Consider the following 18,751-nt stretch of genomic DNA (forward strand, 5'->3'; position numbering starts at 1 on the left):
TTTTCTCCAGGAGCTGTATCCATGCCCGCCGCCAAATTGTTAAGTGAACTCAAGTCCCTCGGCGTCGAACTCTGGCCCCAGGACGGACAACTGAAATTCCGCGCCCCGCAAGGCCTGCTCAATGCCGAGCGAATGGCACAACTGCGCGAGCACAAAGAACAGATCCTGCACCTGCTCGAAGTACAGGAACGGCCACAGGTCCTGGCTGACCCGGCGAACCAGCACGCGCCCTTCCCGCTCACCGACGTGCAGAACGCCTACCTCCTGGGCCGCCAGTCTTCATTTGGCTACGGCAACGTGGCCTGCCACGGTTACCTGGAACTGAGCTGGCCGACGCTTGATCCGCAGCAGGTGGAACAGGCGTGGAACCGTCTGATCGAGCGTCACGACATGCTGCGCGCGGTGATCGCCAGCGAAGGTTCGCAACGCGTGCTGGCCGACGTCGACCATTACCCGCTGGTCGTGACGGACCTGCGCGGCGCCACGGATGAACAGCATCGGCACGCCGTGCAACAGATCCGCGAGGCCATGGAACAGAAGCTCTACCCCACCGATCAATGGCCGCTGTTCGAATTGCGCATGAGCCGCAGCGAGAGTGGCGATACCCTGCATTTTTCCATGGATTCGCTGATTGCCGACTGGGCCAGCGCACAGTTGCTGTTCAACGAGTTGGAACAGTTGCTGGACGATCCCCAAGCCACCCTGCCGGCCCTGGACATCACTTTCCGCGACTACCTGCTGGCCGAGCGTGGCCTGCTCGAAGGCAGCCGCCATCAACGCGACCGCGAATATTGGTTGGCGCGCGTCGACGACTTGCCCGCCGCACCGCAACTGCCGACGCCCCTGAGCGGTGAAGACACGGCCCCGCCGCGCTTCCAGCGGCATTCGGCCCAGCTCGACCGGCAGCAATGGAACGCCCTGAAAAAAGCCGCCAACGAACGCGGCCTGACCCCTTCCATTGCGGTCCTCGCCGCCTACGTCGGAACCTTGCAACGCTGGAGCCAGCGCCCTGCCTTCAGCCTCAACCTGACATTGCTCAACCGCTTGCCGCTGCACCCGCAGGTGGATCGATTGGTGGGGGACTTCACCTCCGTCAGCCTGCTCCAGGTCAACGATCCGCAAGACCAGGACTTCACCCAGCAGGCCCGGCAACTGGGCAGCCAACTGTTTGCCGACCTGGAGCACCGGCTGTTTTCCGGCATTGAAGTGATGCGTGAAATCGGTCGCCGTCGTGGCCGTGAAGCCACGGCCATGCCGGTGGTCTTCACCAGTGCCATCGGTTTGGCGATCGAACCACCGGCGGCCAGCCAACGTCGGGTGGGCCACGGCATTACCCAGACCCCGCAGGTCACCCTCGACTGCCAGGTGATGGATGACCGCCATGGTTTGCACATCCATTGGGACGTGCGCCAAGGCGTGTTCCCCGACGGTTTGGTCAACGACATGCAGCAGGCGTTCCTGGCCCAACTGCAGCGCTTGGCTCAGGACCCGGACGCCTGGGAACAACCGATGCACGTGCCTCTCCCAGCCTGGCAGCAGCGCGAGCGCCTGGCGGCGAATGCCACCGCCGCGCCGCGGCCCACCGGTCGCTTGCACGACGGCCTGCTGGCCATGGCCGATGAACATCCGCAAGCGCTGGCGGTGATCGACGCCAACGGCAGCCTGACCTACGCCGCACTCGTCGAACGCGCCCTGGCCGTCGCCGCCACCCTGCGCCAGGCCGGTTGCACCGGCGAGGAACCGGTGGCGATCCTCATGCCCAAAGGCCTCGACCAGGTCGTGGCGGCCTACGGGGTATTGCTTGCCGGGGCCGCCTACCTGCCACTCGACAGCAATGCCCCGGCCGCCCGCCGCTACCGCGTGCTGCGCAGCGCCCAGGTGCGCCATGTACTCGGCCAGTCTCACGCCTTGCCCAATGCGCCGCTGGCCGATGGTCTGCGCTGGCATGCGGTGGATCAACTGACACCGGCTCCAGCCGATTTCAAAGCGGTCGACGGCAACGCCGATGACCTCGCCTACGTGATCTTCACCTCCGGCTCCACGGGCGATCCCAAAGGCGTAATGATCAGCCATCGCGCCGCCCTCAATACCGTGCAAGACATCAACCGGCGCTTTCAGGTCAATGCAAAGGACCGCGTGCTCGGCTTGGCGCAGCTGAGTTTCGACCTGTCGGTATACGATCTCTTCGGTCCCCTCGCCGTGGGCGGCGCGCTGGTGCTGCCCGACCCGGCCCGTGGCGCCGACCCGTCGCACTGGGCCGAGCTGATCCAGCGTCACCAAGTGACGCTGTGGAATTCGGTGCCTGCACAACTGCACATGCTCGCCCACTACCTGCATGCCGAGCCCCGACCGCTGGACAGCCTGCGCCTGGCGTTGTTGTCCGGTGACTGGATCCCGCTGAACCTGCCTCCGCAACTCAAGCAACTCCTGCCCGACCTGGCCCTGGTGGGTCTCGGTGGCGCGACCGAAGCCTCGATCTGGTCCAACCTGCACCCGATCGGCGCGATTGACCCGACATGGCGAAGCATTCCCTATGGCCTGCCCTTGGCCAACCAGGGCTTTCGCGTGCTCGACAACCAATGGCGCGACGCGCCGACCTGGGTGCCTGGCGACCTATACATCACCGGTGTCGGCCTGGCCCAGGGTTACCTCGGCGACCGGGCGCTGAGCGAGGCGCGGTTCTTCGCCCATCCCGTTGACGGCCAGCGCCTGTATCGCACCGGCGACCGTGGACGCTACCTGCCGGGTGGCGAACTGGAGTTCCTCGGCCGTGAAGACGGCCAAGTGAAAATCCGCGGGCATCGCGTTGAACTGGGCGAGATCGACGCGGCATTGCTCGCCACTCCTGGCGTGGACAGCGCCATCAGTCTGGTCACCGGTGACGCATCCGGCGAGCGTAGCGAGCGCAGCCTGATGGCTTTCGTCACCGCTGCGCAGACAGCACCAGAGCCGCTGCCGGACGCGTCGTTACTAACGACGATCAATCGTTATGCCGACAACCAGGTCGGCACCTTCGACGCACAATGCGTTCGCGATTATCAGGCAGACCTCAAGGTTGCGGCGTTGAGCTCGATGCTGGAAGTCATGCTCAAGGCCGGCTTGTTCAGCGGCGAGCTGGCCGAACCCGATGCGCCGGCCATTCTCGACGCCTTGCAGGCACAGCCGCGCCATCACTGGCTGGTGCGGCGCTGGTTGGGCGCGCTGTGCGAGGCGGGCCTGCTGCAACTCGAACAATCGCGTTATCGCCTGGCGCAACCGGCACCCGAGCCGGCGCTGGCCTGGGGTCGGGTGGAACAGGCGGTCGCTCCGGGGCTGTGCAGCCAGGCGCTGTTCGACTACCAGCTCAACCATGTCTGGCAATTGCCACAGTTGCTCAAGGGCGAGGTCAACCCCTTCGACCTGCTGTTTCCCCAGGGCCAACAGGACCTGGCGTTGCAGCTGTACGGCGGGGACGCCGTCTCGCGCTACAACAATCACAGCATCGCGGCCCTGATCAATCGCCTCGCCACGCACCATGACGGCGACGGTCCGCTGCGCATCCTCGAAATCGGCGCCGGTACCGGGGCCACCAGCGCGCCCGTGATCGGCTTGCTCGATGGCCTGGACGTCGATTACCTGTTCACCGACATGACCGCTTTTTTCCTGCCGGCGGCCAAGCAACGGTTTGCCGAGCACGCCTGGGTGCGCTACGGCGTGCTCGACATCGACCAGGACATCCGGCCCCAAGGGTTGGCCAGCAACAGCGTCGATGTCGTGTTGTGTGCCGGCATGCTCAACAGCGTCAAGGACATCGACAAAGCCCTCGGCCAGATCACCGAACTGCTCAGCCCCGGTGGCTGGTTGGTGTTCAGCGAACCCACCGGCGAATGGCCGCCGATCCTGTTGACCCAGGGCTTCATGATGACCCCGGTCAACGGCGACCACGACCTGGGTCGCAGCGGTTTGCGCGACGCCGAAACCTGGCAGGCACGGATCCAGGCGTTCGGTGGCGAATGCCTGCCCGCCCTGCCCCAGGCCGATCACCCGCTGGCCGCCCTCGGCATGCAGGTGTTCGCCGCCCGTTTCAAGGCCGGGTTCCAGCGCCTGACTGTCGACAGCCTGCGCCGCGCCCTGGCCCAGCGGTTGCCCGAGTACATGCTGCCGGCGCACCTGCAAGTGCTTGACCACTTGCCATTGACCGCCAACGGCAAGATCGACCGCAAGACCCTGGCCGGCTTGCGTCCCGCCGTTGATACCCAGGTTTGCAATGACCAGGCGACGCCGAGCGACCCTCTTACCGCCGAGCTTTGCCGGCTGTGGGCCGAGGCCCTGGGCTTGACGCAGATTGGCGTCAACGACAGTTTTTATGAAAAAGGCGCCGACTCACTGATCCTCGCCCGGGTCGCCGGTCAACTGCGTGAACAGCTGCCCCAGGCCCAAGGCTTGAGTTACGACACACTGCTGCGGCAGATGCTCAACGAGCCGAATGTCGCCGCCCTGGCGCGCCTGCTCAACCACGGCGAAAGCGCGTCAGCCGCCACTGCTGCTAGCGGCGAAGCCCAGCGTTCATCCAGCAGCAATGCGTTGGTGGTGCCGTTTGGCGGTGGCGATGCCGGACCGGTACGGGTGATGTTCCACGCCGCCCTTGGCACGCTGGATTACTTCCAACACCTGGGTCGCGCCCTGGCCGAACAACAAGCCGGGCCGGTGATCGGCTTTGCCGTGGCCGACACTGAGCGCTACCTGGCGCTGGAGCCCAAGCGCCTGATCGAAAGCGTGGCCCAGGACTACGCCGAACGCTTGATTGCCGACGATCACCAGCACTTCCAGTTGATCGGTTACTGCCTCGGCGGGCTGCTCGCCACCGAGGTCGCCCGGCGCCTGCTCGAACGCGGCATGGATGTGGTGGACTTGAGTCTGATCGACAGCATTCCGATGTTCATCGACACCGACGAGGAGCTGGCCTACGAGGCGATCTTCGTGCCCAACCTGAACCTGGATCCGGTCAAGACCGTGTTCGGCGCGCACATCGAAGACTATGACGTGTACCGCGCCATCGATCTGCTGATGGCCCGTGACAATCGCCGCGTGCCGGCCGGGGCCATGGCTTCGTTGAGCGGCGACCCGGGCCTGGAGGCCCTGGCGCTGGCGGTGCGACAACAATCGGCGCGCAGCCAGGAAGAACGCCTGGCCGAGTACGCGCGCCTGGCGTCGGGCCAAGCCGGGGTGCCCATCGGCCCGGAGCTGGTGCCGACGCTGTTTCGCGTCTGCCGTCACAGCATGCGCGCGGCACGGTTCGACCCGCCGCCGTTCCTCGGCAACATGACCTATCTGCGCTGCCTGGAGCAGCAGTCGTTCGGCATCACCGGCGGCGTCGGCCACCTGGCGGCGCCGTTCTGGGAAGACGCGTGCCTGGGGCGCTTCGAGTTGATCGACGTGCCGGGCAATCACTTCAGCGTGATCGAACCGCCTCATGTCCACACCGTCACCGCGCACCTGCTGGACGCCCTACGGAAAAACTCATGACGAGCGCTTTGGATACCCTGAAACGTCCGGTCAACCGGCTGATTCGCATCGGCGTGGCGTTTGCCGCGGTCGGCGCGCTGGTCAATCTGGTGCCCTTCATCGGCCTGGCCGAGCTGGGCCGGTTGTTGCTGGCCGGCAGCGTCGACCCTCAAACCTTGTGGCGCTGGGCGGCGCTGGTGGTGATCGCCTTGAGCCTGGGCTGGATGGCCAACGGCGTGGCCCTGTGGCTGACCCATCTGGCGGACCATCGCCTGCAAGCCAGCCTGCGCGAAGCCATGGTGCGCAAGCTGGGGCGCGTGCCCTTGGGCTGGTTCACCGACACCACTTCGGGGGCGGTGCGCAAAGTGGTGCAGGACGATCTGGAAGACCTGCATCACTTGGTCGCCCACCACGCGGTGGAACTCACCGCGGCCATCGTCACGCCCCTGGCGGGGCTGGTGTGGCTGGTCACGCTGAACTGGCGCCTGGCGCTGCTGGCGGTGCTGACCTTGCCGGTGTATGCGCTGGCCTATGCCCTGATGATGCGCGGCTTCGGCGCGAAGATGCAGTTGCTGGACAAGAGCATGAGCCGAGTCAGCGCCGCCATCGTCGAGTTTGTCCATGGCATTGCCGTGGTCAAGGCGTTCGGCCAGGTGGGCCAGGCCCATCGCAGCTATCAACAGGCGGTCAACCAGTTCAGCGAGCAATACGCCGGTTGGGTCAAGCCGCTGCTGCGCCTGGAAGCGTTTTCCTCGATGGCCTTGAGCGTCCCGGTGATTCTGCTGATGAGCCTGGGAGTGGGCAGCCTGTTGCTGGCCGAAGGCTGGATCACGCCGCTGCAATTGTTCGCCGAGACCCTGGTGGCGGTGGTGATTCCGCAGTCGCTGTTGGTGATCAACCAGAGCCTGACCGCGCAACGCACCGCCCTGGCGGCTGCCGATCGCATCGAAGCGCTGCTAACGGTTCAAGAGCTGCCCGCGCCGAACGTCAGCAAGCAGCCCCAGGGCAGCGAGATCACGTTTGAACAGGTGCAGTTCGGCTACGACCCCGAACACCCGATCCTCAACGGCGTCGATCTGCGCTGCCAGGCCGGCAGCGTGACCGCCTTGGTCGGCGCCTCCGGTGCGGGCAAGTCGACCCTGGCCAAACTGGTGCCGCGCTTTCACGACGTCGACGCCGGCTGCGTACGGGTCGGCGGTGTCGATGTGCGGGAAATCGACCCACGCGAGCTGTACCGGCAGGTCGGTTTCGTCTTGCAGGACGCGCAACTGGTGCATGGGACCGTGGCCGATAACCTGCGGCTGGGCCGCCCCGAGGCCAGCGACGCAGAGATGGAGGCGGCGGCCCGCTCGGCGCAGATTCACTCACGCATCCAGGCCCTGCCCCGTGGCTACCAGTCGGTGATCGGCGAGGATGCGATTTTCTCTGGCGGTGAAGCGCAACGCCTGTCCATCGCCCGCACGCTGTTGGCCGACACGCCGGTGCTGATCCTCGACGAGGCGACCTCCCACGCCGACCCCGAATCCGAAGCGCTGATCCAGGACGCCCTATCGGCCCTGGCCCGGGGTCGCACGGTGCTGGTGATTGCCCACCGTCTGGCGAGTATCAGCGGCGTGGACCAGATCGTCGTACTCGATCAAGGTCGGGTGCTTGAAAGCGGTCGTCACCAATCCCTGCTTCAAGCCAACGGCGCCTATGCCCGCCTGTGGCGCGCCGGCGCCAAGCGTTCAGTCCTCGAGCTGGAGATGTCCCTGTGATCCGCAGTCTTGTCACTTTACTGGGGCCGGCGCATGCCGCGCGCCTCTACCGATACCTCGCATGGCTGGTGACCGGCGCCGTGTTGCAAGGCCTGGCCGTGGCTTTACTGGTGCCGATCCTGCACGCGTTGTTTGCCGGTGATCCGGCCACGGCGATGGCGTGGCTGGCCGGTCTCGCGGCGATGACCGCGCTGACCTGCATCGCCCATTACCAGCAGGCGATGAAGGGCTTTGCCCTGGCGCTGGTGGTGCTGACCACCTTGCACGATCGCCTCGGCCAACACTTGGCCAGCCTGCCCCTGGGCTGGTTCAATTCGGAAAAAGTCGGGCGCCTGTCGCGCAGCGCCACCAGCGGCACGCTGATGGTCACCGGCTTGTTTGCGCATTACCTGGGACCGGTGGTTTGCGGCGTGGTGGTGCCGGCCACGGTCGCGCTGACCCTGTTCATCTTCGACTGGCGCCTGGGCCTGACCGCCGTGCTGTGCGCACCGCTGATCTACTTCACCCATCGCTGGTCAGCCGATGCCATCGGCCAAAGCGATGCCCGGGTCGAAGCCGCCGCGACCCTCGCCGGTAACCGAGTGGTCGAGTTCGCCCGTTACCAGCAAGTGCTGCGCGCCTTTGGCCGGACCCAAGAGGGATACGCGCCGTTGCAGGCGGCCAATCTGGCGCAGAAACAGGCCGGCGGCTCGATGGTGTCCCAGACTTTTCCGAAACTGCTGGCCGGCGGCCTGGCCGTGCAATTGGCCTTCGCGCTGCTGGTGGGCGTGGGCATCGCCCTGGCGGCCCGAGGCGACATCGACGCCATCCAGCTGATCACCCTGCTCGCCCTGGCGGCACGCTTTGTCGGGCCACTGGCCGAGGCGGCGGCACGCAGCGGGCTGTTGCGCATGGCCGGCAATGACTTGGAGCAACTGGTCGGCATCCTGCGCGAGCCGTCATTGCCGCAACCCCAAGTCAGTCAGCCGTTGAGCGACCCCGGCAGCTTTGCCTTCGAACACGTCAGCTTCGCCTACGCCAGTGGCCCGACGGTGCTACGCGACCTGACATTCCACGCCCCGACCCATTCGATGATGGCGATTGTCGGCGCCTCGGGTTCAGGCAAGACCACCGTCACGCGCCTGCTCATGCGCTTCTTCGACGCGAGCGAGGGCCGCGTCAAAGTCGGCGGCGTCGATGTGCGCGAACTGTCCAACGAGGCCTTGATGGCGCAACTGTCGCTGGTGATGCAGGACGTCTACCTGTTCGACGACAGCCTCGAAGCCAATATCCGCGTCGGCAAGCCGGACGCCAGTGCGCAGCAGGTGGCTGAGGCGGCGAGCCTCGCCGGCGTCGACGAAATTGTCGCGCGCCTGCCCCAGGGCTGGCTCACGCCGGTGGGCGAAGGTGGCGCGGCGCTATCCGGTGGCGAACGCCAGCGGGTGTCCTTGGCCAGGGCGCTGCTCAAGCGCGCGCCAATCGTGCTGCTGGATGAAGCCACTGCCGCACTGGATTCGCACAACGAAGCCTTCGTGCAGACGGCCATTCAAAGCCTGAAGCAAAGCTCGACGGTACTGGTCATCGCCCATCGCCTGCCGACCATCATGGCCTCCGACCAGATTCTGGTGCTGGACCACGGCCGCCTCGTGGAAGCCGGGACTCACCCGCAACTGCTGGCGCTCGACGGGCGTTACGCCGGGTTCTGGCGCGACCGCCAGCGCGCCGGTGGCTGGCGCCTGAATGCGCAGGCCCAGCCATGCTGATCGGTGTGCTGGGCGCCAGTGGCGATGTCGGCCTGGCCAGCGCTCGGGCGTTGTTGAGCCTGGGCGTGAACGCGCTGCGCCTGGGCGGGCGTGATCCGCGCAACGGTGCGCGCTGCCTGGCATCGCTCCAGCAGCAATGGCCCGACGCACGGTTGCAATGGACAGCGGTGGATTTCAATGATGCCCCTGCCCTGAACGGGTTCACCCGTGGCTGCGACGTGCTGCTCAACTGCGCCGGGCCTTCCTGGCAATTGGCCGACCGTGCCGCACGGGCGGCGCTGCAAACCGATGCGCATTACGTGGATGCGGCCGGCGAGATGACACTTGACCCACACCAATGGCGCAACCGTTGCGCCGTCCTCGGTGCCGGTCTGCAACCGGGGCTCACCGGCTTGCTGCCGCGCTGGCTGGCCGAGCAAGCCTTCACCCAGGTCCTCGGACTGACCAGCTATTTCGGCCTGCGTGACCAATTCACCGCCGTCGCCGCCGACGACTTCCTCCAAGGCTCGGTAGATGGCACCAGCGAACCCTTGGCGGCCTGGCGCAACGGCCGCTGCAGCCGAGCGCTACGCCGCAGCCAAGACGTGCTGCTGCCGTGTTTCCCCGGCCAGGTTCACCTGCTGCCCTATTTGAATCGGGAAGGTGAAAGCCTGGCTATGGACCTGCGCCTGGAGGTCGGCCAATGGTTCAACGTGATCACCGACGGGCATGTGCTCAAGGCGCTGGGCCTGGCCCACAGCCTGCCGCGCGCCGAAGCGGTGCAGCGCTTGTGCGAGGCCAGCCTGTTGGACCTCAGCGGCCAGGCCCCTTTCGTCACATTGCTGCTGCAACTCGACGGGCTGTGGGAGAGCCAGGCGCGCACCCGCAGCCTGGTGCTCAGCGGCGCGGGCAATGCGGCGCTGACCGGGGCAATGGCCGCGGCCACGGTGGTCAGCGTGGCGAACGGGGAAATCAGTGCCGGCTGCCATTTCGCCGCCCAGGCGTTGCCACCCGCCGCCAGCCTTGAACGCCTGCAGCGCACCTCGGCGATCCATGCCATGAACCTGCTATCCGGCCCGCTCGATCAGCTGCGCAGCGTTGAAGAAGGTTGCCTATGAACAGCGCACTGAATGAACTTGAACACCTGAGCCTGGGCGTGATGGCCCAGGTGTTGCTGCACACTCAGGCCTTGCCGGTGCAAGTCTGGCGCAGCGCCGGGCAAATCAACCAAGCCTTGGGCACGGCTCCCCGCCATGCCTGGATTGTGCGGCGCTGGCTGGCGGCGCTGACCCGCACCGGTGCGCTGCGCGAAGACGCCGGACGCCTCGCCTGGCAGGGCACGCCGCCCCAGTCCGCCGTCGAAAACCTGCCCAGGCTGTACGCCGAGCTGGGCTTCCCGGCCAGCATGGCCACCCTGCACCGCCAGGTCATCGAGTGCCTGCCCGACTTGTTGCGCGATCGACTCGCCCTGGCACCGATGCTGGTGCAATCAGGTGACCCCGTCGCGGTGCTCGGGGCCTACCAGCACAACCACTTCACCGCAGCGATCAATCAAGCCCTCGCCGCACGAGCAAGCGAAGTCCGCGCCCATGGCGATGTGCTGCGGGTGTTGGAGCTGGGCGGTGGCGCTGCCTGCACTACCCGCGCCGTGCTGGCAGCATTGCAAGCGTGCGAAAAGGACTATCGCTTTACCGACATCAGTTCGCTTTTCACCGGGGCGGCCCAGCGTGAGTTTCGCCTGGAACCGGGCATGCACGTCGGCTTGCTCGACCTGGATCGAGACTTCGCCGAGCAAGCCATCGAAGCGCGCAGCCAGGATCTGGTGATCGCCGGCAACGTGCTGCACAACGCCCGCGACTTGCCCCGCAGCCTCGGGCAGATTCGCGCCTGCCTGCGGGACGGCGGGCGCTTGTTGTTCAGTGAGTCCATCGCGGACAACCCGGCGATGCTGACCTTCATGCACCTGCTGCTGTCACCGCCCGCCGGGGCGCCGTTGCGCGACACCGATGAAGTCTTCATCGCGCCCGACACATGGCGCCAGGCCTTGCAGGCCCAGGGTTTTCAGTTGCTCGAAGTATGGCCAGAGGCCACCGACCCGCTGGCGGCCGCCGGGCAACGTTTGTTTCACGCCGTAGGAGTTTCATGATGATGCTGCACGTTGACATCCTGCTGACTGATCTGCCGGTTGGCGCGTTTCCATGGCATTTGCCCGCCCTGACTGACCTGGGCACTCATCAACGCTCCCCGGCACGTCTGTTGGCGGTGATCGAACGCCAACGCCCCGCCGTGGCGGTCATGAACACCGAGCAACTGGAACGGCTGTTGGACTTCCCCGCCCTGCCGTTGACCGACCTTAGCTATCTGGAACAGGTGCTGTTCGTCACGGCGCAACCGGGCGACTGGCAACTCGCCGAGCGGGCGGCGGCGCAGCTCAACTGCCGCGTCCAGGGGTTTACGGAAGCCCTCGGTGAATGGCGCGACCTGGCCAGCGTCAAGCTCGAACATCAACGTTGGCGCGAGCGGGCCCTTGGGCATCCCGACGTGAGCAGTCTCGCACTGCACGGCCAGGCGCTGTTCGCCGTGCCTCACCCCTGCGAAACGGCATCGGTAGAGGATCACCTCGATGCCACGGAGGCCGCCCTCGATCAGCAGTTTGCCAGCGAGCGACTCGTCGAAGCGGTACGGCTCAACGATCGGTTGGGCCACGCCGCGTTGCTGTCCATGCTCAACGGCCTGGACCATTGCGGCCTGCTGCCCGCACCGTTGAATGATGTCGGCCAGGGGCTGGCGCTTGCGGGCATCGCGCCGGGTCATCGGCCATTGATCGCGCGTTGGCTGGACGTGTTGCAGGGACAAGGCCTGTTGCGCCGCGCAGGCACCCAGCTGCATCCCACCCTTGACGCCCGTGACTGGAGTGACGCCGCTCTGGAGGACATCTGGACGCAACTGACCCTGGACTGGGCGCGCAACACCGGCGGTAGCGGCACCCTCGACTATGCGCGGGACAATGCCCGTCAATTGCCGGCGCTGATGCGCGGCGACTGTGCGGCGGTGCACCTGTTGTTTCCCGAGGGGCGCACCGAACGGGCGGCGGCGTTGTACCGCGAAAGCCTGGCGGCTCAGTACCAGCATCGTGCCGTCGCCCATTGGGTGGGGGCCTGGACCGCGCGCCAGCCGGCCGATGCAACGTTGCGCGTGCTCGAAGTCGGTGCCGGCACCGGCTCGACCACCCAGGCGGTGTTGCCGGCCTTGGCCGACGCTCCGGTGGACTACCTATGCACCGACGTGTCGCGCTATTTCAGCGAGCAGGCCGCCGCACGTCTGCAGGACTGGTCGTGGGTTCGCCATGGCGTATTCGACATCGACCGCCCTGCCCTGGCCCAGGGTTACCGCAGCCAGGCTTGGGACCTGATCATCGCCGGTGGCGTGCTCAATGCCGCTCGCGATACCGAACGCTCCCTGGCGAACCTGCTCGCCTTGCTCAAGCCGGGCGGCTGGCTGGTGTTCAGCGAACCGACGCAAGAGGAGTTCTGGGTGATGGCTTCCCAGGCCTTCATGCTCAACCAGGCCGACGATGAACGACAGCTCAGCAGCGCCACCTTCCTCAACCTCGCGCAATGGCAAGCCGCACTGGCCAGGAGCGGATTCCAGGGCAACCGCAGCCTGCCCGCCGCTAACCATCCGCTGGCGCCCTTGGGCCATCGGGTCTTCGTCGCCCAGGTGCCCGCCCAGCGCCTGAGTCGCGAGGCGTTGGCTGCGTACCTCGAAGAACCCGCCTTGATCCTTGAGCTGCCCGACCAGTTACCCGACGACCACACGCTGGCCCAATGGGCTCGTCTGCCGGAGACTCGCCCATGAACTGCACCCCGGCGCGCAAACGCGTGATCGTGGCCGGCACCGCGTTCGGTCGCATCTACTTGCAAGCCCTGGCCCGCGCCCATGATCGCTACCAACTGGTGGGCGTCTTGTCCCGTGGCAATGCCTACTCACGGGCCTGCGCCGAGCATTATGGAGTGGCGCTGTACGAGACCGTCGAACAGGTGCCGGATGACGTCGATATCGCCTGCGTGGTGGTGCGCTCCGGCGCAACCGGTGGCGCTGGTGGTGACCTGGCGCAACAGTTTTTGCGCCGTGGCATCCACGTGTTGCAGGAGCACCCGGTACACCACCGCGAAATCGCGACTTGCATGCAGGCGGCGCGCCAGGGCCAGGCCGCCTATGCGGTGAACACGCTGTACCCGAATATCCTGGCGATCCGCCGTTTTCTTGCCGTGGCCGCTTACCTGCGCGATCAGCAGGGGTTGGCGTACATCGAGGCCGCCTGCAACAGTCAGGTCGCCTATCCGTTGCTGGATATTCTCGGGCGCCTGGCCGGCGGTCTGCGGCCTTGGACGTTCACGGCATCCGCCCCCGCGTTCGCCGGGCAACCCTTCACGCGGCTCGATGCCCGTTTTAATGGCGTACCCATCAGCTTGCGAATACAGAACCAGGTGCACCCCAAGGATCCGGACAACCACTCGTTCTTGCTGCATCGCCTCGAAGTCGGCTGTGAAGCCGGTGTGCTGAGCCTGGGCGACACCCACGGCCCGGTGCTGTGGAACCCGCGCCTGCACGCTTCAAGGGACAGCACCGACCGGCTGATCATGGCCGGCCCCGGCAGCGAACGACTCGCCGGACCGACGATGGTGGCGCTCGATCCGCAGGTGCCCAAGAGCTACCAGCAAGTATTCAACCAGGTCTGGCCCGACGCGGTCAGCATCGCCCTGGACGCGTTATGCCGCGACATCGATGAACCGTCGCGACGCCTGCGCGGTGGCGTCTGGGCCACCGAGGTGTCCCTGGCCTGGCGCGAAATGAACAACCTGATCGGCATGCCCGCCTTGATTGAGCCGCCCGTGCCCCGCGCGCTACCGCTGGCCGAACTCCAAGCCCTTGCCGACGCCGTGCAACCCCCTCGCGGTGACGACACCGCCCAACTGCTCGGAGCGCTGCCGTTTTGAACACTGCCCAACCTTTGTCCAATTGCAGCCATGTGTTGCTGTGGGTGCGCGACTTGCACCAGGCCGTGGCGAATTTTCGCGCCGCCGGTTTCGACGTGACCTACGCCACCGCCGAGGCCCGCGCGCAACACGCGCACATCTGGTTCAGCCAGGGGCCGATCATCGAATTGCTCACCACACCGCGTCACGCCTGGCTGTTCAAGTGGCCCATCGACTGCCTGGCCGGCCGTGGCGCCGGGCGGCGGATGTTGCGCTGGGCCACACAGGGCGAAGGTTTCTGCGACCTGGCGCTGCTGTGCGATACCCCGGCCCTGGCGCCGCGCCTCAAGGGATTGGCGGGATGCGGCGTGGCCATGGGCCGCACAGTGAACTGGCGGCGGACCTGCGCGGATGGCCGCCAGACGCGCTTTCGTTTCGTCTACCCGCGCCACGACCGCCTGCCCTTCCTGGTCACGCCCTATGAGCCGGCCCAGCATCCGCCCCAAATGATTCACCCCAACGGCGCAACGGGCCTGGCGGCAATCCACCTGGGCGTACACCCCGCCGACCACACCGCCCTCAGCCTGCTGACCGGCGACGACCCGTTGCTGCGTATCCAAGCGGCTGATTACACCGGCGTACGGGCGGTGCAGATCGCCGGCCTGGCGCATCCGCTGATTCTGCACGGCGCCCGTTTGCTGGGATGCCCGACCGCTCAAGGAGATTGCCATGCTTGATGGATGCACCGACTGGCCCGAGGACTTTATCCGCCGTTATCGCGAGCACGGTTACTGGCAAGGCGTGCCGCTGGGCCAGCTGTTGCGCGAGCAGGCGCAGCGCACGCCGCACAAAGAGGCGCTGGTGGACGGTCATCGGCGCTGGAGTTACGCCGAGCTCGACCTGCAAGCCGACCGCTTGGCCGCCGGCCTTGCCGACCAAGGCTTGCGCGCCGGCCAACGAGTGCTGGTGCAACTGCCGAACATCGCCGAGTTTTTCAGCCTGACCTTCGCCCTGTTGCGCCTGGGCGTGATTCCGGCGTTCGCCCTGCCGGCCCATCGCGAACATGAACTGGTCCACTTGGCCCAACTGAGCCAGGCCGTGGCCTATGTGATTGTCGACCGGCACCTGGGCTTCGACTATCGGCCGCTGGCGCGCGTCCTGCGTGAACGGGCGCCGAGCCTGCAACAGGTCGTTGTGGTCGGGGCGGCCGAAGAGTTCGTCGCCCTGGGCGACTGCGTCGCTCAGCCTCGTCCACTGCCCGCGCCAGACTCAAGGGAAGTCGCTGTGTTGCTGCTGTCCGGCGGCACCACCGGCCTGCCCAAGCTGATCCCGCGCACCCATGACGATTACGCCTGCAATGCGCGCCTCGCCGCCCGGGCCTGCGGCTTCGACAGCCACACCCGCTACCTCGCGGCGTTGCCCGTGGCTCATAACTTCCCCTTGGCCTCACCCGGCGCGTTCGGGGTGTTCAGTGTCGGCGCCACCCTCGTGCTGGCGCCGGAGCCCAGCCCGGACACCACCTTCGAACTGATCGAGGGCGAACGCATCACCCACACGGCATTGATCCCGCCGCTGGTGCTGCTTTGGCTGGAGATGGCGCAATGGTCCGACCACGACCTGAGCAGCCTGCAATGGCTGCAGGTCGGTGGCGCACGACTCAAGGCCGAGATCGCCGCGCGTATCGGCCCGGCCCTGGGCTGTGGCCTGCAACAGGTCTACGGCATGGCCGAAGGGTTGCTGTGCTTCACGCCGCTGAATGACCCGCAAGCACGCATCTTCGAAACCCAGGGCCTGCCGCTCACCGCCGACGACGAGATCCGCATCGTCGACGCCGATGACGTGCCGGTCGCGCCAGGCGCCGTCGGCGAACTGCTGGTGCGCGGTCCCTACACCATTCGCGGTTACTACAACGCCGGCGAACAGAATCTGCGCGCCTTCACCGCCGATGGTTTCTACCGCAGCGGCGACCTGGTGCGGCGCTTGCCCGAAGGCCATTTGATCGTAGAAGGACGAACCAAGGATGTGATCAACCGCGGCGGCGAAAAAATCCCGGTGGAAGAAATCGAGAACCTGCTGCTGGGCCATCCGTTGATTCGCGATGTGGCACTGGTGGCCTTGGCCGATGAACTGCTGGGCGAGCGCAGTTGCGCCTGTGTGCTGGCCCACGCAGAGCAGCTCGAACTGGGCACGATCAACGCCTGGCTGCGCGAGCGTGGACTGGCCGCCTACAAATTGCCGGATCGCTTGCAGGTGCTGCGTGAGTTCCCGTTGACACGGCTGGGCAAGGTCAACCGCAAGGCCCTGGCGGAACAGGTGCAAGCGTTATGAACAGCGAAATGTCCCCATGGTTGCGCGTGCTGCGTGAGGGCGACCAATCGCGGGCCCGGCTGGTGTGCCTACCCCACGCCGGGGGCAGCGCGAGTTTCTTCCGTCCGTGGCTGGCGCACCTGCCGGGGGATATCGACTTGCTGGCCGTGCAATATCCCGGCCGTGAAGAGCGATTCAACGAGACGCATATTGCCTGCCTGGCCAGTCTGGCCGAACACATCAGCCAGGCCCTGTTGAGTTTGCCCACCCGCCCGCTGTGGCTGTTTGGCCACAGCATGGGCGCGGCGCTGGCCTACGCCGTCGGTGTGCATCTGGAGGCGGCCGGCCTCGGTGCCGAACATGTGTTTGTCTCGGCCCACCCGCCACCGCACCGGCAACCGCCCAGTGACCTGCACCGCCAGGACGACGCCGCGCTGATCGCCGACATTCTGCGTCAGGACGCCGAGGCCACAGGCCTGTGGGACAACCCGCAGCTACGCGCGCTGTTCCTGCCGACCCTGCGCAGCGACTACCAGGCCATCGAGACCTGGCGACCGGTGCAGCTTGACCGCTTGACCGCGCCCATCGACGTATTGCTGGCCCGGGCCGACACGGATGTCAGCCTGGACCAGGCCCGGGCCTGGGCGGACCTGAGCGAGCACACCCCGGATATCCGCCAGTTCGACGGCGATCATTTTTATCTCAAGCAACAACCGCGCCCCGTGATCCATCACCTGCTGCAACGCGCTGCCTATCTTCAAGGAAACTCGGTATGAAAACCCCGGAACACTGCACCGGCCTGCCGGACATTCGCCACGCCATCGACACCCTGGACCAGCAGATCATCGATGCCCTGGGGCTGCGCATGCAGTACGTCAAGGCGGCCTCGGCGTTCAAGCCCGACCAGGCCAGTATCGCCGCACCGGACCGCGTCGCGGCGATGCTGCCGCAGCGCCGGCAATGGGCACAGGAGGCCGGACTGGACGGTGAATTCATCGAGGGCCTGTTCAATCAGGTCATCCACTGGTACATCGCGGAACAGACGGCGTTCTGGCTGCAGAAGAAGAGCACCGCCGTATGAACGAAGCCGCCTTGTTGAACGTGTTCGAAGCTGCGCACCAGCGCGCGCTGAAGCATCAGCGTCCCGTTGTCGCCGTGAGTTCGCACTCCGCACCGACCCTGGATCCCTTGGTGCTCTACGAAACGCACCGGCAGGGCTTCTTCTGGTGTGCTCACTCACCGAGCCTGACACTGTTCGGCCTGGGCAGTACCTGGCAGATCGAAGCCACGGGGCCCCAGCGCTTGGCCGAGGTGAATCGTCAATGGTTCGCACTGTGCGCCGACGCGGTGATCGACGGCCCTCATCCACCGCTGCTGCTGGGCGGCATGCGTTTCGACACGCAGCAACCCTGTGCACCGCATTGGGCACCGTTTGCCGATGCCAGTTTTCACCTGGCCCAATGGCTGCTCAGCGAGGACGGCGACGGCCGCTGGCTGCGTTGCCAGTGCGTGGTGGAACCCGGCAGCGATCCGGCCGCCTTGGCGCACGCCAGCCTGGCGGCGTACCAACAGCTTTTCGCGTCGCCACGCGCGCGCCCATCGTGCCCCGAGGCCATCGAACGCAACGCATTGCCAGCACCACAATGGCAGGCCAAGGTCGCCAACGCCTTGCAGGCCATCGACAGCGGCGAGCTGAGCAAAGTGGTGCTCGCCCGCCATGTCGAATATCAGCTCAATGCCACGCTCGACAGCGGCGCCGTCATGCGCCGGCTGCACGAGCGGCGCAGCCACGCCCACCTGTTCGCCCTGCACCGGGGAGACAGCTGTTTCATCGGCGCGACCCCGGAGCGGCTGCTCAGCTGCCAGGAAGGCTACCTGAGCACCCACGCCCTCGCGGGTAGCGCTCGTCGCGCCGTGACGCCCGAAGAAGACCTGAAAGTGGGCGCGGATCTGTCGGCGGACCCCAAGGAGCTGCACGAACATCAATTGGTGGTGCAGACCATTTTGCAAGGATTGACTGACATCGTCAGCGACCTGCGGGCAGCAACCCGACCCGAACTGCTGAAACTGGCCACGGTGCAGCATCTGAGTACCCCAATCACCGCCCGACTTGAAGCGGGACGCAGCTTGCTGGACGGCATTCAGGCCTTGCACCCCACCCCAGCGGTCGGAGGTTTGCCTGGCCCGACAGCCATGAGCTTCATTCGGCATAACGAAGGTTTTGACCGGGGCTGGTACGCAGCGCCCGTGGGCTGGCTGGACTCACGAGGTAATGGCGATTTTCTCGTGGCCCTACGTTCGGCGCTGATGACACCTGGACATTGCCACTTGTTCGCAGGATGCGGGATCGTTCGTGGTTCCCAGCCGGAGGATGAGTACGAGGAGACGCAAATCAAGCTGGCTAGCATGGAGGATGCATTACACCTCTCATCTTGCTAAGCGACACTCGGGCCGTTCAACGGAGGGCGCATCATTGCGCCGACTCCGCCCAGTGACTATGAGA

12 protein-coding genes are annotated in these 18,751 nt (G+C 66.1%); all 12 read left to right on the plus strand.

Going from position 1 to position 18,751, the window contains the following annotated elements:
• Positions 1 to 21: 21 nt before the first annotated feature.
• Genes HU806_RS00500 through HU806_RS00555 form a run of 12 tightly spaced genes read left to right on the plus strand, consistent with a single transcriptional unit; the run spans position 22 to position 18,687 of the window.
• On the plus strand, positions 22 to 5,505 hold the full coding sequence (locus HU806_RS00500; RefSeq protein ID WP_186609015.1) for a non-ribosomal peptide synthetase: 5,484 nt from the start codon (positions 22 to 24) through the stop codon (positions 5,503 to 5,505).
• Positions 5,502 to 7,241, plus strand: coding sequence for an ABC transporter ATP-binding protein (locus HU806_RS00505; RefSeq protein WP_186609017.1), 1,740 nt, complete (start codon positions 5,502 to 5,504; stop codon positions 7,239 to 7,241). The genes HU806_RS00500 and HU806_RS00505 overlap by 4 nt, the downstream gene beginning before the upstream one ends.
• On the plus strand, positions 7,238 to 8,983 hold the full coding sequence (locus HU806_RS00510; protein WP_186609019.1) for an ATP-binding cassette domain-containing protein: 1,746 nt from the start codon (positions 7,238 to 7,240) through the stop codon (positions 8,981 to 8,983). The genes HU806_RS00505 and HU806_RS00510 overlap by 4 nt, the downstream gene beginning before the upstream one ends.
• Positions 8,977 to 10,080 (plus strand): saccharopine dehydrogenase NADP-binding domain-containing protein, encoded by a 1,104-nt coding sequence (locus tag HU806_RS00515; protein WP_186609028.1) that lies wholly within the window; start codon positions 8,977 to 8,979, stop codon positions 10,078 to 10,080. Before HU806_RS00510 ends, HU806_RS00515 begins: the two co-directional genes overlap by 7 nt.
• Positions 10,077 to 11,108, plus strand: a complete 1,032-nt coding sequence (locus HU806_RS00520) for a class I SAM-dependent methyltransferase (protein WP_186609030.1) — start codon at positions 10,077 to 10,079, stop codon at positions 11,106 to 11,108. Before HU806_RS00515 ends, HU806_RS00520 begins: the two co-directional genes overlap by 4 nt.
• A complete protein-coding gene (locus HU806_RS00525; RefSeq protein WP_238350088.1) occupies positions 11,108 to 12,820 on the plus strand; it encodes a methyltransferase in 1,713 nt (570 codons plus the stop codon). Before HU806_RS00520 ends, HU806_RS00525 begins: the two co-directional genes overlap by 1 nt.
• Positions 12,817 to 13,962 carry a Gfo/Idh/MocA family oxidoreductase gene (locus HU806_RS00530; RefSeq protein WP_186609032.1) on the plus strand — a complete coding sequence of 382 codons (1,146 nt, stop codon included), beginning with the start codon at positions 12,817 to 12,819 and terminating at the stop codon, positions 13,960 to 13,962. The genes HU806_RS00525 and HU806_RS00530 overlap by 4 nt, the downstream gene beginning before the upstream one ends.
• A complete protein-coding gene (locus HU806_RS00535) occupies positions 13,959 to 14,678 on the plus strand; it encodes a VOC family protein (protein ID WP_186609034.1) in 720 nt (239 codons plus the stop codon). Before HU806_RS00530 ends, HU806_RS00535 begins: the two co-directional genes overlap by 4 nt.
• The gene (locus tag HU806_RS00540) at positions 14,671 to 16,269 is read left to right on the plus strand and encodes a (2,3-dihydroxybenzoyl)adenylate synthase (RefSeq protein ID WP_186609036.1); all 1,599 of its coding nucleotides are present in this window, start codon (positions 14,671 to 14,673) and stop codon (positions 16,267 to 16,269) included. Before HU806_RS00535 ends, HU806_RS00540 begins: the two co-directional genes overlap by 8 nt.
• Positions 16,266 to 17,024: a thioesterase II family protein gene (locus HU806_RS00545; RefSeq protein WP_186609038.1), complete on the plus strand. Its 759-nt coding sequence runs from the start codon at positions 16,266 to 16,268 to the stop codon at positions 17,022 to 17,024. The genes HU806_RS00540 and HU806_RS00545 overlap by 4 nt, the downstream gene beginning before the upstream one ends.
• Positions 17,021 to 17,329, plus strand: a complete 309-nt coding sequence (locus tag HU806_RS00550) for an isochorismate lyase (RefSeq protein WP_186609040.1) — start codon at positions 17,021 to 17,023, stop codon at positions 17,327 to 17,329. The genes HU806_RS00545 and HU806_RS00550 overlap by 4 nt, the downstream gene beginning before the upstream one ends.
• Positions 17,326 to 18,687 (plus strand): isochorismate synthase, encoded by a 1,362-nt coding sequence (locus HU806_RS00555; RefSeq protein ID WP_186609042.1) that lies wholly within the window; start codon positions 17,326 to 17,328, stop codon positions 18,685 to 18,687. The genes HU806_RS00550 and HU806_RS00555 overlap by 4 nt, the downstream gene beginning before the upstream one ends.
• The last annotated feature ends 64 nt before the right edge of the window (positions 18,688 to 18,751 follow it).

The sequence above is a fragment of the Pseudomonas sp. SWRI154 genome (assembly GCF_014268645.1).
GTDB lineage: Bacteria > Pseudomonadota > Gammaproteobacteria > Pseudomonadales > Pseudomonadaceae > Aquipseudomonas > Aquipseudomonas marvdashtae.